General features: G+C 65.5%; 13 protein-coding genes and 2 riboswitches. Of the genes, 8 read left to right on the top strand and 5 right to left on the bottom strand.

The features are described from left to right. Positions 1 to 99 precede the first annotated feature (99 nt). Positions 100 to 356, top strand: a riboswitch (cobalamin riboswitch). 123 nt (positions 357 to 479) lie between these two features. The 4 genes from cobW (at position 480) to NCS28_RS18855 (ending at position 7,046) form a co-directional block, all read left to right on the top strand. After that, entirely contained in the window at positions 480 to 1,565 is a 1,086-nt protein-coding gene (cobW, locus tag NCS28_RS18870) for a cobalamin biosynthesis protein CobW (protein WP_250515282.1), read from the top strand. 5 nt (positions 1,566 to 1,570) lie between these two features. Then, on the top strand, positions 1,571 to 5,347 hold the full coding sequence (gene cobN / locus NCS28_RS18865; RefSeq protein WP_250515281.1) for a cobaltochelatase subunit CobN: 3,777 nt from the start codon (positions 1,571 to 1,573) through the stop codon (positions 5,345 to 5,347). Continuing rightward, positions 5,323 to 6,339 (top strand): magnesium chelatase ATPase subunit I, encoded by a 1,017-nt coding sequence (locus NCS28_RS18860; protein WP_250515280.1) that lies wholly within the window; start codon positions 5,323 to 5,325, stop codon positions 6,337 to 6,339. The genes cobN and NCS28_RS18860 overlap by 25 nt, the downstream gene beginning before the upstream one ends. A gap of 119 nt (positions 6,340 to 6,458) precedes the next feature. Further along, positions 6,459 to 7,046: a vWA domain-containing protein gene (locus NCS28_RS18855; protein WP_250515279.1), complete on the top strand. Its 588-nt coding sequence runs from the start codon at positions 6,459 to 6,461 to the stop codon at positions 7,044 to 7,046. On the opposite strand, the gene cobJ is transcribed toward NCS28_RS18855, so the two are convergent. From cobJ to cobG, 4 genes are read right to left on the bottom strand one after another with little or no spacing between them, the layout of a single operon-like run. Next, positions 7,022 to 8,638, bottom strand: coding sequence for a precorrin-3B C(17)-methyltransferase (gene cobJ, locus NCS28_RS18850; RefSeq protein ID WP_502801221.1), 1,617 nt, complete (start codon positions 8,636 to 8,638; stop codon positions 7,022 to 7,024). The genes NCS28_RS18855 and cobJ overlap by 25 nt on opposite strands. Positions 8,639 to 8,652: 14 nt before the next feature. Next, positions 8,653 to 9,381: a precorrin-2 C(20)-methyltransferase gene (locus NCS28_RS18845; RefSeq protein WP_250515277.1), complete on the bottom strand. Its 729-nt coding sequence runs from the start codon at positions 9,379 to 9,381 to the stop codon at positions 8,653 to 8,655. Further along, the gene (locus NCS28_RS18840) at positions 9,378 to 10,004 is read right to left on the bottom strand and encodes a precorrin-8X methylmutase (RefSeq protein WP_250515276.1); all 627 of its coding nucleotides are present in this window, start codon (positions 10,002 to 10,004) and stop codon (positions 9,378 to 9,380) included. Before NCS28_RS18840 ends, NCS28_RS18845 begins: the two co-directional genes overlap by 4 nt. Next, the gene (gene cobG / locus NCS28_RS18835) at positions 9,997 to 11,265 is read right to left on the bottom strand and encodes a precorrin-3B synthase (RefSeq protein WP_250515275.1); all 1,269 of its coding nucleotides are present in this window, start codon (positions 11,263 to 11,265) and stop codon (positions 9,997 to 9,999) included. Before cobG ends, NCS28_RS18840 begins: the two co-directional genes overlap by 8 nt. Before the next feature lie 64 nt (positions 11,266 to 11,329). Next, positions 11,330 to 11,517: riboswitch (cobalamin riboswitch) on the bottom strand. Positions 11,518 to 11,590: 73 nt separating this feature from the next. Here cobG and cbiE point away from each other — a divergent pair. From cbiE to NCS28_RS18815, 4 genes are read left to right on the top strand one after another with little or no spacing between them, the layout of a single operon-like run. Beyond that, positions 11,591 to 12,802 (top strand): precorrin-6y C5,15-methyltransferase (decarboxylating) subunit CbiE, encoded by a 1,212-nt coding sequence (cbiE, locus tag NCS28_RS18830; protein WP_250515274.1) that lies wholly within the window; start codon positions 11,591 to 11,593, stop codon positions 12,800 to 12,802. 6 nt (positions 12,803 to 12,808) lie between these two features. Beyond that, the gene (locus NCS28_RS18825; RefSeq protein WP_250515273.1) at positions 12,809 to 13,579 is read left to right on the top strand and encodes a cobalt-precorrin-6A reductase; all 771 of its coding nucleotides are present in this window, start codon (positions 12,809 to 12,811) and stop codon (positions 13,577 to 13,579) included. After that, positions 13,576 to 14,301, top strand: a complete 726-nt coding sequence (cobM, locus tag NCS28_RS18820) for a precorrin-4 C(11)-methyltransferase (RefSeq protein ID WP_250515272.1) — start codon at positions 13,576 to 13,578, stop codon at positions 14,299 to 14,301. The genes NCS28_RS18825 and cobM overlap by 4 nt, the downstream gene beginning before the upstream one ends. 7 nt (positions 14,302 to 14,308) lie before the next feature. Further along, a complete protein-coding gene (locus tag NCS28_RS18815; protein WP_250515271.1) occupies positions 14,309 to 14,713 on the top strand; it encodes a DUF4186 domain-containing protein in 405 nt (134 codons plus the stop codon). A 7-nt stretch (positions 14,714 to 14,720) separates the two neighbouring features. Here the strand turns inward: NCS28_RS18815 and NCS28_RS18810 are convergent, their stop codons facing one another. Further along, the gene (locus NCS28_RS18810; protein WP_250515270.1) at positions 14,721 to 15,950 is read right to left on the bottom strand and encodes a glycosyltransferase family 87 protein; all 1,230 of its coding nucleotides are present in this window, start codon (positions 15,948 to 15,950) and stop codon (positions 14,721 to 14,723) included. Positions 15,951 to 15,956: the final 6 nt, after the last annotated feature.

Raw genomic sequence — 15,956 nt, 5'->3', positions numbered from 1 at the left:
AAACTATCGAAGATTTCATGTCGAATGAAGAGTGTGGGCCGACATTATGACACCGCGCAAGCCTCGTCATTCCTTGACGCTCGCGCGCGCCGGGCCTAGACTTTCACGCAGTTTTGGTGCTCGCGCGCGGATTCTCTCGTGCGCAGTTAAACGGGAAGCAGGACGCGTTCCTTTCGACCGATTCGAGTGAACGTCAACCTGCGCTGCCCCCGCAACGGTAAGCGATTCCCCGCGCGCGCGATGTTTTCATCGCACGAACGGGAAGCCGGCTTCGAGGCCACTGCGCATATTCATGCGCGGGAAGGCGAAGCGGCGTGATCGTCAGCCCGGATACCGGCCATACTTTTACAGAGGATCGCTGCCGCGGGGATGCGGCGCGGCCCATGACCCATCGAAAGCGTGCGTTACTCTTTTCATTCCGCGGCGTTGGCACGCATCGCGCGACATGAAGCGCACGCACCAGAAGCCACGGAGCAACGATGCAAACCCGCAAGATCCCCGTCACCGTCGTGACCGGCTTTCTCGGCAGCGGCAAGACCACGCTGATGCGCCATATCCTGTCCAACGCGCAAGGAAAGCGCATCGCGGTGATCGTCAACGAGTTCGGCGAGCTCGGCATCGACGGGGAAATCCTGAAGGGTTGCGGCATCGGTTGCGACGACGAAGCCGGTTCCAAGAACCGCAATCTGTATGAACTTGCGAACGGTTGCCTGTGCTGCACCGTGCAGGAAGAGTTCTATCCGGTGATGGAGCAGCTCGTCGAGCGGCGCGAGAGCATCGATCACGTGCTGATCGAAACATCGGGTCTTGCGTTGCCAAAGCCGCTCGTGCAGGCGTTCAACTGGCCGTCGATCAAGAACGCGTTCACGGTCGATGCTGTCGTCACCGTGGTCGATGGCCCCGCTGCCGCAAGCGGCCAGTTCGCGGCGAATCCCGTCGCAGTCGATGCACAGCGCAAGGCCGATCCGAATCTCGATCACGAATCGCCGCTGCACGAATTGTTCGAGGATCAGCTTTCGTCGGCGGATCTCGTGATCGTGAACAAGACCGATCTCATGGACGATGCAGCGCTGCAAAAGGTCGAAGCGCTCGTGCGTCCCGAGATTCCGCGCGAAGTGAAAATCGTGCCCGCGCAGATGGGCCGGCTCGATGTCCATACGCTGCTCGGTCTCGAAGCGGCATCGGAAGAGACGATTCATCTGCGGCACGATCATCACGGCTCGCCCGACGAGGAAGGCCATACCGATCATCATCATGACGAGTTCGATTCGGTCGTCGTTCAGGGCAAGGTCGAAACGCGCGAGCAGGCCATTGCGGCGTTGCATGCGCTCGTCGAGCATCACACGATCTATCGCGTGAAGGGTTTCGCCGCATTGCCGGGCGCGGCGATGCGGCTCGTCGTGCAGGGCGTAGGACGTCGTTTCGACAGCTATTTCGATCGCCGCTGGCAAGCCGACGAAGCGAAGACGCAAAGCCGCTTCGTGCTGATCGGCGAAGACCTCGATCGCGACACGCTGCAACGCGCGTTCGATGCGGCGCTCGCAAGCGCGCCCGCGCAGGCATAACGGTCATGCATCTGCTTCGCACGACACCGGGAGGCTTCGTCGACGATGCGCAAGGCGTCATGCGCATCGAGCAGACACGCGCGCCGATCGTGGTGCTCAGTTCCGCCGACACCACGCTCGCGTTGCTCGCAAGCGTGTTTCCGCGCCTCGAAGCGGGCTTTCCCGAAGTGCGGCTCGCGAATCAATCGTTTTTGCGTCAGCCCGCATCGGTCGATTTCTATGTCGACGACGTGCTGCGTCACGCGAAGGTCGTGATCGTCGATCACCTCGGCGGCGAATCCTATTGGCCGTACGGCATCGAGCGGCTCGTCGCGCTCGCGAGGCAGGAGCAACAGACGCTCGCGATGTTTTCGGGCGATCTCACCGAGGATCCGAATCTCATCGGCAAGAGCACGGCGGATGCGCAGTTTTGCCGCGAGTTGTCGCGCTATCTGCGCGAAGGCGGCGCGCGCAATGCGGAAGAATTTTTGCGCACGATTGCTCATCGCGCATTCGGCTTCGGGCGCGAGCCGCAACCGCCGAGCCCGCTGCCTGCCGTCGCGATCTATCATCCCGAACGCGATATCGCCACCATCGAAGACTGGCAGGCGCGCTGGACGGAAGGGGCACCCGTCGCCGCGATCCTGTTTTATCGCGCGCACTTGCAGTCGGGCAATACCGCCGTGTTCGATGCGCTCATCGAAGCGCTCGAGAAAGAAGGCATGAATCCGCTGCCGATCGCGATCTCATCGCTGAAGGAAAGCGTGAGCCGCGAAGTCGTCGCGCGTTTGTGCGCGGAGCATCGCGCATCGCTCGTATTGAATACGACGGCTTTCGCTGCGAGCGTAATCGGCGAGGACGAAACGTTCGAAGTCGCGGGCGATGCGCCCGTGCTGCAAGTCATCCTGAGCGGCGGCAATCGGGACGACTGGCAAAAAGACAATCACGGTCTCAACTCGCGCGATGTCGCGATGCATGTCGCGCTGCCCGAAGTCGATGGCCGCATCATCACGCGCGCGATCAGTTTCAAGGGACTCGCGTACTACTGCAAGCACACGCAAGTGGACGTGGTGCGCTATCAGGCCGATGCGGAGCGCGTGCGCTTCGTCGCCGAATTGAGCCGCCGCTGGTGCAGGCTGCGTTATACGCCGAACGCGCAGAAGCGCATCGCGCTCGTACTCGCCAACTATCCGGCGAGCGAAGGGCGCATCGGCAACGGCGTGGGACTCGACACGCCCGCATCGGCCATCGGCATATTGTCCATGCTCGCGCGCGAAGGCTATCGCGTGAGCGACATTCCAGCGAACGGCGATGCGCTCATCGCCGCGCTGACCGAAGGCGTGACCAACGATCCCATCGTGCGCGACTTGCGTCCGGCGTTGCAGAGTCTTTCACTCGACGAATATCTCGATGCGTATCGCACGCTGCCCGCCGATGCGCGCGCAGCACTCGAAAAAACGTGGGGCGCCCCCGAAGACGACTCTACGGTAAGACGTGGCCGCTTCATGATCGCGGGCTATCGTTGCGGCGAAGTCTTCGTCGGCATACAGCCTTCTCGTTCGCGCGAACGCAACGATTACGCGAGCTATCACGACGCCGAACTCGTTCCGCCGCATGCGTATCTCGCGTTCTATTTCTGGTTGCGTCTGCGCTTTCAGGTGGATGCGCTCGTGCATGTCGGCAAGCACGGCAATCTCGAATGGCTGCCGGGCAAGAGCGTCGCGTTGTCGTCGTCGTGCTGGCCCGACGCGATTCTCGGACCGATGCCGCATCTCTATCCGTTCATCGTGAACGATCCGGGCGAAGGCAGTCAGGCGAAGCGCCGCGCGCAGGCCGTCATCATCGATCATCTGATGCCGCCGCTCACGCGCGCCGAGAACTACGGACCGTTGCAGGATCTCGAGCGTCAGGTCGACGAATACTACGAAGCGCTGATGGTCGATGCGCGCCGCGCGAAGCTATTGCGCCGGTCGATCCTCGCGAACATCGTCGAGCACAAGTTGCACGAAGAGCTCGGGCTCGATGCGCCACGCGATGCCGTGGGTGAAGATGCCTTGCTCATGCGCGCCGATGCCTATCTGTGCGAGCTGAAGGAAGCTCAGATTCGCGACGGCCTCCATGTGTTCGGCGTGTCGCCGCAGGGCGTGCAGCGCCGCGACACGCTGCTCGCGCTCGGCCGCTTTCCGATCGGCGACGGGCAGGGCGCGAACGCGAGCCTCATCACGGCGATCGCGCGCGATCTGCAACTGCCCGACGACTTCGATCCCCTCGACGCCGACTGGGCCGCGCCGTGGAACGGGCCGCGCCCGCGCGCGCTCGTCGATGTCGTCGATGCGCCTTGGCGTCATCAAGGCGATACGCGCGAACGCCTCGAATCGTTAGCGATGCAACTATTGTCCGACGACGATGCCGCCGCGCCCGGTCCGCATGCATCGCGCGTGCTCGGACGCTTGCGCGGCGACGTGCTCGCACGCCTCGATGCATGCGGACCGCAAGAGCTTTTGCAACTCAAGCGCGGCCTCGAAGGGCGTTTCGTGCCGCCTGGTCCGAGCGGTTCGCCATCGCGCGGCAGGCCCGATGTCCTGCCCACGGGCCGCAACTTCTATTCCGTCGATACGCGCGCGTTGCCGACGCAAGCGGCCTGGTCGCTCGGGCTCAAGTCGGCGAACGCATTGGTCGAACGTCATGTGCAGGACCACGGCGATTTTCCGCGCGCGATCGGCTTGTCCGTGTGGGGCACGGCGACGATGCGCACGGGCGGCGACGATATCGCGCAGGCGTTCGCGCTGATCGGCGTGCGGCCGAAGTGGGCGGCGGGCAGTCATCGCGTGACCGACTTCGAGATTCTGCCGATATCGATCTTCAACCGGCCGCGCATCGACGTGACGTTGCGCGTATCGGGCTTTTTCCGCGATGCGTTCGCGAATCTCATCCATCTCTTCGATGCGGCCGTGCAGGCCGTCGCCGAACTCGACGACGAACCCGCCGACGTCAACCCGATCCGCGCGCGCATCCTGCGCGAACGCGACGAACTGAGCGCGCGCGGCATCGAAGCGAAGGAAGCGAGGCGGCGCGCGGGCTGGCGCGTCTTCAGCACGAAGCCGGGCGCGTATGGCGCGGGTTTGCAGGAATTGATCGACGCAAGACAGTGGCAGTCCGACGCGGATCTTTCCGCTGCCTATCAAAGCACCGGCGGTTACGCGTATTCGCAAACGGGCGACGGCGTCGAAGCGCGGGCGAGCTTCGGCACGCGGCTTTCGACGCTCGATGTCGTGCTTCAGAATCAGGACAATCGCGAACACGATCTGCTCGACTCGAACGATTATCATCAGTTTCAGGGCGGCATGGTCGCGGCCGTGCGTTATTTGTCGGGCGTGCAGCCGCAAGCGTATAACGCGGATCACAGCAATCCCGCCGCGCCGCGCGTGCGCACGTTGAACGAGGAGATCGCGCGCGTGGTGCGTTCTCGCGTCGTCAATCCGAAGTGGATCGATGGCGTGAAGCGGCACGGCTACAAGGGCGCGTCCGAACTCGCCGCAACCGTCGATTATCTTTTCGGCTATGACGCCACAGCGCGCGTCGTGTCGGATCATCAATACGCGCTCGTCACCGAAGCCTATGTGAACGACGCCGACACGCGCGAGTTCATCACGCAACACAATCCGCACGCGCTGCAATCGATCTGCGAGCGTCTGCTCGAAGCGATGCAGCGCGGCCTGTGGCAGGAACCCGCTGGCTATCGCGAGCAGGTCGAACGGCATCTGCTCGATGTCGAACAATGCATCGAGGGCCGACAACATTGAACTCGCTTACTTTTCCCTTTACCGCGCTAGTCGCGCAAAAGCCCTTGCAGCAGGCGCTTTTGCTCGCGGCCGTCGATCCCTCGATCGGCGGCGTGCTCGTCAGCGGGCCGCGCGGCACGGCGAAATCCACGGCGGCACGCGCACTCGCGGAGCTGTTGCCCGAGGGAAAGCTCGTGACCTTGCCGCTCGGTGCAAGCGAGGAACAGTTGATCGGCACGCTCGACATTCAAAGCGCATTGCGCGACGGCGGCGTGAAGTTTTCGCCCGGCCTGCTCGCGAAGGCGCATCTCGGCGTGCTGTATGTCGATGAAGTGAATCTTCTGCCGAATCCGCTCGTCGATCAGTTGCTCGATGTCGCGGCGAGCGGCGTGAACATCGTCGAACGCGATGGCATTTCGCATCGGCATGACGCGCGCTTCGTGCTGATCGGCACGATGAATCCGGAAGAGGGCGAGTTGCGTCCGCAATTGCTGGATCGTTTCGGTCTCGCCGTGGAGATGAGCAATTGCTTCGATGCGGACGTGCGGCAGCGCATCGTCAAGTCCCGGCTCGCATTCGATACGGATCCCGAAGCATTTCGCGCGGATCACGCGAGCGAAAAGGCGTCGCTGGGCGAGCGTATTCGTGCGGCGCGCGCGGCGCTCACGCAATTCGATTTCGACGACGCGGTGCATGCTCGCGTGAGCGCGCTTTGCATCGAGGCGCATGTGGATGGTTTGCGCGCCGATATCGTCATGCTGCGCGCGGCGCGTGCATTGGCTGCGTTGGAGAAAGCATCGCATGTGGACGCAACCCATGTCGAACGTGTCGCCGATGCGGTGTTGAAGCATCGACGGCGAGAAACAGAACCACCCTTACATGAACCGGCCAGGCGTGAATCCGCTTCGCGCGATGCGGGCGCGGCGGAATCGGACTGGGGCTACATGCCGCCGGAGCCGGCGGGCATCGCGAAGGTCAAGCAAGTGAGGCCGCTCGCCGCAAAAAAAGCCTGATCCATCGAAGGCGCGATGCGGATGCCTTCGACGTGGGGCGTCGCCTTCGATGGAACGAATCGCGCACGAAAGGCCGCTACGCTACGCGTGAGGGTGACGTGTGCACGTCGATCGACTGGATGTCTACGCTGCGCGCGAAGCGCTCGATGCGTCTCGACGCACGGCATCTTCGTTATCGACGCACGCAAGGCGAGAGCGCGGCGCTGCATTGCTTTCTTCTCGATTGCTCGGGCTCGATGCTCGCGGGCGAGCGGCTTGCGCGCGCGAAGGGAACGCTCGTAGCGTTGTTCGATCGGGCCTATCGCGAACGCGCGACGATCGCGCTCGTGTGTTTCGGAGGCGGACGTGCGAAAGTGCGCCGGCAGCCGGGCGCAGCGCATTGGTTCAACGAACGCTGGATCGCGCCGATCGGCGGCGGTGGCGGCACGCCGCTCGCGCTCGGCTTGTCGAGCGCCGCGACGGTGCTCGAACGCGCGGCAAGACACAGCCCGTCGCAACGGCGCTGGTTGTGGGTGCTTACCGATGGGCGCACGAATGAAAAGCCCCAGGCGCCGGCGTCGGCCGATGAGATCGTCGTCGTGGATTTCGAAGAAGGTTCGATTCGCGCCGGACGCGGCCAGGCACTCGCCCGCGACTGGGGCGCGCGATACATCACCGCCGATGCGCTCAGCGAAGGCGATGATCACTCATACCATCGCGGCGTATAAACCCAGTCGCCAACGACGCGCGTCGTCGATGAACCGACGATCACCATCGTCCGCATATCGACGAGTTCGCTGTTCAGTTCGCCCAGCGCAACGATGCGCAATGCTTCGGCCGGGCGTCCGATGTCTCTTCCCAGCACGACGGGCGTGTGCGGATCGCGATACTGCTTCACGACCTCCATCGCACGATCGAACTGCCAAGGCCGCGCTTTCGACAGCGGGTTATAGAACGCCATCACGAGATCGGCCTCGCCTGCATGCGCGATGCGTTTCTCGATCACGCTCCACGGCTTCAGGTTATCCGACAGCGACAGCACGCAGAAATCGTGACCCAGCGGCGCGCCTGCACGCGCGGCCGTCGCGAGCGATGCCGACACGCCCGGCACGATTGCGAGCTTCACCGCGCTCCATGCGGGATGGGCTGCGCGTCCCTTGTCGAGCGCTTCGAGCACGGCGGCGGCCATCGCGAACACGCCAGGATCGCCCGAGGACACGACGACCACGCGTCGTCCCAAGCTCGCCAATTCGAAGGCATGACGCGCGCGTTGGAGTTCCTCGCGGTTATCGGTCATGTGCATGCGCTGATCGTCGCGGAAAGGACCGGCCATGCGCACATAGGTTTCGTAGCCGAGCACGTCTTCCGCAGCGATGAGCGCGGTGCGCGCGGCGGGCGTCATCAGTTCCGCGCTGCCGGGGCCGAGTCCGATGACCGTCAGCGTGCCGCGCGTACGACCGATCGATTGCGCATTAATGGGCGCATCGCTGACATTCAATGCGATGCCCGGCGCATCGGCGGTGTCGAACGGCGGGGCATCGCAAAAGCACAGCGGTACGTTCAGCGCACGCGCGGCGTCTTCGAGTGATCGCGAGGTCATATAGCGCACCGGCGCGGCCAATGCAGCGAGCGCTAGCGGCGATAGCCCCTGCGCGCGCATCGCGGCACGCATGCGTTCTTCGACATCTTCATCGGACGCGATCCACGCGAGCACGCAACGCGGATGAATCACGAGACTATCTTCGTCGTGCGCGGCAAATGGCGTGATGCGCACGGCGAGGCGCGCATCGTCGGCGCGGGCCAGGTCGGCATCGTCGAGCCAGGGCGCGTGGCCTTCTATGCGTGTTGTCTCGCCCGCGAGCAAGCCGGATACGAAGCGCTTGCCTTGCTCGATATCCGCGAGCGCATAACCTTCGGGCGGTGCGAGCAGACATTGACCGAAGCGCAGCTCGCCGCTCGTGGTGATGGCGGGCGCGACTTGCAATGCTTGGCCGATCTCGCGCGCCAGCACATTTACGCCGCCCATGCCGCCGAGCAGCGGCACGACCGCGCTGCCATCCTGCGCAACGGCGAGCACGGGCGGTTCGAGGCCCTTATTGGCAAGACACGACGCGAGCGCGCGAATCACGATGCCCGCCGAGCACAGCGCGACGATCGGCGTGCCCGACGCATACAACGCGCGCACGTGCGCGCCGAAATCGTCATACGCGATGTCCGCGTTCACACGGCTCGCGAGGCCGTGCACGCGCGATTGCGCGAAATTTGCCTGTATGCGCCGCGCCATATCGAGCGCGCCCGTACCGAGCACGACGATCGCCATCGGCGTCAAAGAACTCACGCGCGCCATTTCTTCCCCGGCACGACGAGCAGCGAAAAATACGGCGACGCCATCGGATCGACTTCATCGAGCGGCACGATGCGCTGATTGGCCATCGTCGCGCGCTCGACATATAACGCGCGTTCATCGAGCCCGAGTTCGCCGAGCACGCGCCGCACTTTCTCGAAGTTGCGGCCGAGCTTCATGATGACAGCCGCGTCCGCCGCTTCGAGACGGCGCTTCAGGTCGTCTTCCGGCAATACGCCCGACAGCACCGACAGACTCTGGTTGCGATATACGAGCGGCACGCCCAGCACCGCGACGCCGCCAAGCATCGAGCACACGCCCGGCACCACATGCGCATCGAAGCGCACGGCGAGACGATCATGTAGATACATGTATGAGCCGTAAAAGAACGGATCGCCTTCGCAGATCACCGCGACATCGCGCCCGGCTTCGAGATGACCGGAGATCATGAGCGCGGCTTCGTCGTAGAACGCGCTGATGATCGTCTCGTAGCACAGCGGCGGTTCGAGCGCTTCGGTCGTCACCGGATAGACGAGCGGCAGCCGCGTCTGCGTATCGTCGAGATGCGACTCGATGATGCCGAACGCATTGCCCTTCTTGCCCTTCGCGACGAAATAAGCGACCACGGGCGCAGCCTTCAGCAAGCGCAGCGCCTTCAGCGTGATCAATTCAGGATCGCCCGGACCGACGCCCAATCCATAAAGACGTCCGCGAATCATTCGGCCTCCGAAGCAAGCGCGTTCACCGCCGCTGCTGCCATCGCGCTGCCGCCGCGTCGGCCGAGCAGGGCGACGAAGGGCACGCCGCGGCTATCGGCGGCGAGCATCGCCTTGGATTCCGCCGCACCGATGAATCCGACCGGAAAGCCCAAGATAAGCGCGGGTTTCGGTGCGCCGGCATCGAGCATGTCGAGCAGATGAAAGAGCGCGGTCGGCGCATTGCCGATCGCGACGATCGCACCTTCGAGATGCGGCAGCCACAATTCGAGCGCGGCGGCGGAGCGCGTGTTGTTCATTGCGCGGGCGCGTTCGGGAATCGATGGATCGCTCAACGTGCAGACGACACGGTTATCGGCGGGAAGACGCGCGCGCGTGATGCCTTCGGCGACCATGCGCGCATCGCACAGGATCGGCGCGCCCGCTGCGAGCGCGCGCCGGCCCGCGATGCCCGCGCCCGACGAGAAGCGCAGATCGCTCACGATATCGACCATGCCGCACGCATGGATCAGGCGCACCGCGAGTTTTTCCAGATCGGCGGGAATGGCGGCTAAGTCGGCTTCGGCGCGGATCGTCGCAAAGGACTGGCGATAAATCTGCGCGCCGTCGCGGATGTAGTCAAGCATCGGCATGGCTCCGGGCGAGCCGTTCGGCCGCCTCTTCGATGGTCAGATTGCGCGCGACGGTTCGTGCGTCGCGATGTAAGTCATAACGTCCCGGCGCGACGGCATAAAGCGTCACAGGGACCGGATGCGCCGCCGCGCACGAACGTTCGCAGCCGCTCAAATGCACCGCGCCTTCGTCGTGCGAGGGCAGAAGCGCAGCGAGGCGATGCGCGTCGGCTTTGGTGTCGGCGTGGCTTTTCGCGCAGCCTTCCGAGCCCGCGCACGCGATAAGGCGCGCGAGCGGTTCGTGCGTGTCGGTCGCAAGGCCGAGCGCGTGAAGGCGTCGCAGCACTTCGTGCGCGTCGTGTGCAGCGATGCCGGGGATCAGCACGCTTTGCCACGGCGTCATCGTCAGACGGCCTTCGGCTTGCGTGTCGGCGATATCGGCGAGGGCTTCGAGCGTGGCCGCGTCGAGACGTCCGAGGGGCGTTTGCGCGCCCGCGTACCACGTCGTGCGATACGGTTGCGCGTGGGCGCCGAGGCGCAGCGATGCATCGGCGGGTTCGCGTCGCCAGTTCTGGATGCTTGCATCGAAATCGAATGCTTCGAGAAAGCGCCCGATGCCGATACGCGCGAGCAGATCGCGCATACGATGTTCTTCAAGCGTGGCCAGCGCGAGAAACCGGCGCAGCACGCTCGACACGAACGTCACCACGTCGTTGCGATGTATCGCGCCGGATGGACGCTGTCGCATCGTCCCCGCGAAGCCGAATGCGAAGCGCGCGCCGTCGTCGAATGCGCAGAGCCACAGGTCGTGCGGATGATCGAGCATCGCGAGGCGCTCGCCGGCATCGAGCTGCAACGCGAATTTGGGCGACAGCGCATGAAGCGGCGTGTCGGCCTGCATTGCGTCGATGATTTGTGTGGCGAGCGCGCGCGTTTCGTCGCTCGCGAGCGGGCTGAGCATCACGTTGCGGATATCGTCGCCGCTTGCCGTCGATGGGCCCAGGCCCGCGTCGAGCGCGATGTCGATCAGCGCGGCGTGGGCATCGTCGCGAATGCCGCGCAACTGGAGATTCGCGCGATTGGTCACCTCGATCACCCCCGAGCCGTGTTCACGCGCCGCCCGCGCGACGGCCCGCGCCGCGTGCGCGCTCAACACGCCGCCCGCGAGCCGCAGACGCGCGAGGCCGCCGTCCCGCGCGGGCACGATGCGCATCAGGCCCGGGCACGCGGAGGCGCGCGGCGCGGCGTTGAGCGATGAGCGGTCGAATGAAGTCAAAAGCGTGACCCGTTGGGCTTCGCGCGTGATGAGCGAACCGGTACACCCCGCCCGGTCGGCGTTGCGCGAATGCGTTGAGTCGGCAGGTCTCTTGGCTGGCAGGTCTTCATTCGCGCCGGCCTTCCCGGTAAAAACCAGTGGCAGTGGAGCGCGGACTCGCTGCGTACAATTGCGGGGGCAGCCACAGTTTTCTGTGTTCCCTCTTAGGCCCCGGTCTCTTCGACCGTGGGCACCGACGGACCTGTATTATGCCCGCTTTTATCGACCATTCAGGCGCTTCAGGGCAACTCGAAGCGCGTTCCGAATCGCATGAAGGAGGCCGAGCATGCCGCACTGGCTGACCGTTGTCGGGATCGGCGAAGACGGCTGGCACGGCCTGTCCCGCGTCGCGCGCCGCGCGCTTCTCGACGCCCAGTCGATTCACGGCGGCGAGCGCCATCTCGCGTTGCTGCCGTCGCGCATCGCCGCGAGCCGCGTGCCGTGGCCGAAGCCGTTTTCGCTCGATGCCGTGCTCGCCGCGCGCGGCGACGGCAAGACCCGCATATGCGTGCTCGCGAGCGGCGATCCCATGTGCTTCGGCGTCGGCGCGACGCTCGCGCGCGAAGTCGCCGACGGCGAAATGCGCGTGATTCCTGCGCCGTCGTCGCTGTCGCTCGCGGCGGCGCGTTTGCGCTGGGCGCTTCAGGATGCCGTGTGCGTGTCGCTCGTCGGGCGGCCGGTCGCGTCGCTGCTCGCGCGCCTGCATCGCGGCGTGCGCTTGCTCGTGCTGAGCGCCGATGGCGCGACGCCCGCCGCCGTGGCCGCGCTTCTGACCGCGCACGGCTTCGGCGCGAGCCGCATGACCGTGTTCGAGCATCTCGGCGGCGATCAGGAGCGCCGCATCGACGAGCGTGCCGACGACTGGCGCGAGACCCTCGTCGCCGCGCTCAATCTCGTCGCGATCGAATGCCGCACGCACGCCGGGCACGCGGGGCCGCCGCTCACGCCGGGTTTGCCCGACGACGCCTATCGTCACGACGGCCAGCTCACGAAGCGCGACGTGCGCGCCGTGACGCTCGCGCGCCTCGCGCCGCAGCCGGGCGAATTGCTTTGGGACGTCGGCGCGGGTTGCGGTTCGATCGGCATCGAATGGATGCGCGCGCATGGCGCGTGCCGCGCTATCGCGATCGAAACGAACGAAAGCCGGCAGCGTCTCATCGAGCACAACCGCGACGCGCTCGGCGTGCCCGCGCTGCAGCTCGTGAAGGGCGAGGCGCCCGCCGCGCTCGATGGCCTGCCCGCGCCCGACGCCGTGTTCATCGGCGGAGGGTTGACCGTACCCGGCGTGCTCGATGCGTGCTGGGCGCGTCTGCGTCAGGGCGGGCGGCTCGTCGCCAATGCGGTGACGCTGCAAAGCGAGGCGGCGCTCGTCGAGTGGCGCGCGCGGCATGGCGGCGAACTGACGCGCATCGGCGTTGCGCAGGCGGAGCCGCTCGGCAGCTTCGATACGTGGCGTCAGGCGCTGCCGATCACGCTGTTGCACGCGAGCAAACCGTGATGCGTCATGCGTAATGAAGTGCCGGAAACCTCGAAACGCGTGCTGCTGCTCGGCGGCACCGGCGACGCGCTCGCGATCGCGCGCGCGCTGCCCGCCGCGCATGTCTACAGTCTCGCGGGCCTGGCGCGCGTGCCGGGCGATCTGGCGTGCGCGGTGCGCGTCGGCGGTTTCGGCGGCATCGACGGGCTCGTGCGCTATCTGCGCGCGGAAAATATCGCGCTCGTCGTCGATGCGACGCATCCGTATGCCGCCCAGATGAGCCGTCACGCACACGACGCTTGCGCGCTCGCGGACGTGCCGCTCTGGGCGGTGCGCCGTCCCGCGTGGCAGCCGCAGCCGGGCGACGACTGGCGCGATGCGTCGGACTGGCGCGAGATCGTCGAGCGGATCGCGTCGTTTCATCGGCCGCTTTTTACGCTCGGGCGCGAGGCGCTTGTTCATCTGCATGAAATTCCCGCATCGCAGCGCTGGACGATCCGTTGTCTCGAAGCGCATCCGGGCAACGAACGCGCGAAGATCATCGATGCGCGCGGGCCGTTCGATCTCGAAGGCGAACGCGCGTTGTTGAACGCTGCAAATATCGATGTCGTCGTCAGCAAGAACAGCGGCGGGCGCGCGACCGAGCCGAAGCTCGTCGCCGCGCGCGAACGGGGCCTGCCCGTCGTGATGCTCACGCGCCCATCGTTGCCGGATGCTGACCGAACGTTCGACGACGCCGCGAGCGCCCGCGACGCGCTGCTGCGCTGGCTCGACCGAATCCACACATCCGAAACATGACGATCTATTTCATCGGCGCCGGACCGGGCGATCCCGAACTCATCACCGTCAAGGGACAGCGGCTCATCCGCACGTGTCCCGTGATTCTCTATGCCGGTTCGCTCGTGCCGAAGGAGGTGCTCGACGGGCATCGCGCGACGAAGTGCATCGACACGGCCGAGCTCGATCTCGACGCCATCGTCGCGCTGTTGCAGGACGCGCACGCGAACGGGCAGAACGTGGCGCGCGTGCATTCCGGCGATCCGTCGCTTTACGGCGCGATCGGCGAGCAGATCCGCAGGCTCGACGCGCTCGCGATTCCCTACGAAGTCGTCCCGGGCGTGACGGCGGCGGCGTCATCGGCGGCGGCTTTGAAACGCGAACTGACGTTGCCGGGCATCTCGCAGACGGTGATCCTCACGCGCTACGCGACGAAAACGTCGATGCCGGAAGGCGAAAGCCTCGCGGATCTCGCACGTCATCGCGCGACGCTCGCGATTCATCTGGGCGTGCGGCATATCGAGCGCATCGTCGCGGATCTGCTGCCGCATTACGGCGCGGATTGTCCGGTGGCGGTCGTGTTTCGCGCGAGCTGGCCGGACGAGACGCGTATCGAAGGAACGCTCGCGGAAATTGCGTCGAAAGTGCGTGCGGCGGGCGTGGAGCGCACGGCGATGATTCTCGTCGGCCGCGTGCTTGCCGCCGACGGCTTCGCGGATTCGACGCTCTACGCGAAGGACTGATCACGCGATGCGCGACCTCGACACCGTGTTCGACGCGCTCGCGAGATCCGCCTTCCGGCGGCGCTTCGCGCTCGGCGTGCGCGAGGGGAAATATCTGCGCGAAAAGGGCATCGACACGGTGATCGCCCAGGCGCATGAGCTGATCGGCAAGCGGCTCGCGCCGCAATCGCCCTTGAACGACGGCAAGCAGACGCCATTTCGCGGGCATCCGGTGTTCATCGCGCAACACGCGACGGCCACGTGCTGCCGTTCGTGCCTGGCCAAGTGGCACGGCATCGCGGCGGGCAAGGCGCTCGACGAGGCCGAGCGTCAGCATGTCGTCGATGCGATCGGGCGCTGGCTGCGCGCGCAACCCTTGCCGACCGCGAATGCCGCCGCACCCGACAATCCGCAGCGCGAATTGCCCTTTTGATGCGCGGTTAATGCGCCGGATCGACCGCGATTTTTATCGCGCGCGCGCCGGCCGCCTCGAGACGCGCGCGCCGTATCGCGACAAGAATCAGCGACGCGAAAACCAGGGGCCCCAAACCGATGCCGTAATGCTTCGCGAGCAGATCGCCCATCTGCGGATACAGCCAGGCGACGCCCAGAATCGCCATTTCGCCGCGCAGCCAGCCGTCGCGCAACGCACGCGCGGCGATGAGCGCGAGCGGCACGCCGAGCCAGACGGCATCGTAGTTATAGATGTACGGGCTGATCATGAAGGTCGCCGCGACGAGCGCCGTCGCGCGCACTTCCAGCGACTTCGCGTTGCGCCACACCCACGCGACGGCGCACAGCGCCGCGAGCGCCTGGCATGCCTGCGCGGCGTAGGCGGGGCCGGTGGCCACGTGCGCCATGCGCAAGGTCGCAAAGAGGCTCGCCGTCTGATCCCACGGCAGCACGCCGCTCGCGATATAGCCGTTGGCTTCGCTGAGCCCGTGCAGGAAGATCGGCACGATGTCGATACCGAATACGCCGATCGAGATCGCCGTGAAGAGGGTCGCCGTCACAGCGGCCGCGATGAAGGTCGTCCACATGCCCGCGCACGCGAGCGCGACCGGAAACAGAATCGCCAGATGCGGCTTGATCGACAACAGGCCGATGAAGACGCCCGCGAGCACCGGCCGCGAGCGCATCGAGAGAAATGCCGCGAACGCGAGACTCGCGGTGAGACAGGCGTTCTGTCCCTGGGCCGCGTTCAGCCACAGGCCGGGAAACGCGACGATCCATACGAGCATGTGGCGCATCGGCAGGGCGCGACGGATCAGGAAGACGAACAGCGCGGAAGTAACGCCGATGCAAAGCGCATAGGCGACGGGCGCCGACAGCCACGCGAGCGGACGCACCAGCAGCAGAAAATTGGGCGGATAGAACCACGGCCCGGGCTGCACGATATTCGGCGAAAGTTGCCGCGCGGCGTGTTCGATCGCGGACCACGAATACGCGTCGAGCGGCGTGCCGTCGAGCGTGAGGCGCGAGGCCGCCCAGAACGTCAGAAAGTCCCAGCCGCCCGGATGGCCGTATTTCGCCAACGAGTTCCATGCGTTGAAGAAGAATCCGAAGCCCTGAAAGGCCAGCAGGACGGTGGCGCACCAGGCGCTCACGCGCCAGGCGTCGAGCCAGCGCCGGCCGGGTTCGCGTGCGAGGGAAGCGGGTCGGGTCGTCATCCGTTC

Origin of the sequence: Caballeronia sp. INDeC2 (assembly GCF_023631325.1) — a bacterium.
GTDB lineage: Bacteria > Pseudomonadota > Gammaproteobacteria > Burkholderiales > Burkholderiaceae > Caballeronia.
Note: the sequence above shows the minus strand (reverse complement) of the source record. Positions and strands in the feature narration are given on the sequence as shown.

What these genes read in the sequence shown, in the direction of transcription:
- NCS28_RS18810 (WP_250515270.1), bottom strand. Translation starts at nt 15,950, where the DNA reads ATGACGACCCGACCCGCTTCCCTCGCACGCGAACCCGGCCGGCGCTGG.
- cobJ (WP_502801221.1), bottom strand. Translation starts at nt 8,638, where the DNA reads ATGGCGATCGTCGTGCTCGGTACGGGCGCGCTCGATATGGCGCGGCGC.
- NCS28_RS18845 (WP_250515277.1), bottom strand. Translation starts at nt 9,381, where the DNA reads ATGATTCGCGGACGTCTTTATGGATTGGGCGTCGGTCCGGGCGATCCT.
- NCS28_RS18815 (WP_250515271.1), top strand. Translation starts at nt 14,309, where the DNA reads ATGCGCGACCTCGACACCGTGTTCGACGCGCTCGCGAGATCCGCCTTC.
- cobM (WP_250515272.1), top strand. Translation starts at nt 13,576, where the DNA reads ATGACGATCTATTTCATCGGCGCCGGACCGGGCGATCCCGAACTCATC.
- NCS28_RS18860 (WP_250515280.1), top strand. Translation starts at nt 5,323, where the DNA reads ATGCATCGAGGGCCGACAACATTGAACTCGCTTACTTTTCCCTTTACC.
- NCS28_RS18840 (WP_250515276.1), bottom strand. Translation starts at nt 10,004, where the DNA reads ATGCTTGACTACATCCGCGACGGCGCGCAGATTTATCGCCAGTCCTTT.
- cbiE (WP_250515274.1), top strand. Translation starts at nt 11,591, where the DNA reads ATGCCGCACTGGCTGACCGTTGTCGGGATCGGCGAAGACGGCTGGCAC.
- cobW (WP_250515282.1), top strand. Translation starts at nt 480, where the DNA reads ATGCAAACCCGCAAGATCCCCGTCACCGTCGTGACCGGCTTTCTCGGC.
- NCS28_RS18855 (WP_250515279.1), top strand. Translation starts at nt 6,459, where the DNA reads ATGTCTACGCTGCGCGCGAAGCGCTCGATGCGTCTCGACGCACGGCAT.
- NCS28_RS18825 (WP_250515273.1), top strand. Translation starts at nt 12,809, where the DNA reads ATGCGTAATGAAGTGCCGGAAACCTCGAAACGCGTGCTGCTGCTCGGC.
- cobN (WP_250515281.1), top strand. Translation starts at nt 1,571, where the DNA reads ATGCATCTGCTTCGCACGACACCGGGAGGCTTCGTCGACGATGCGCAA.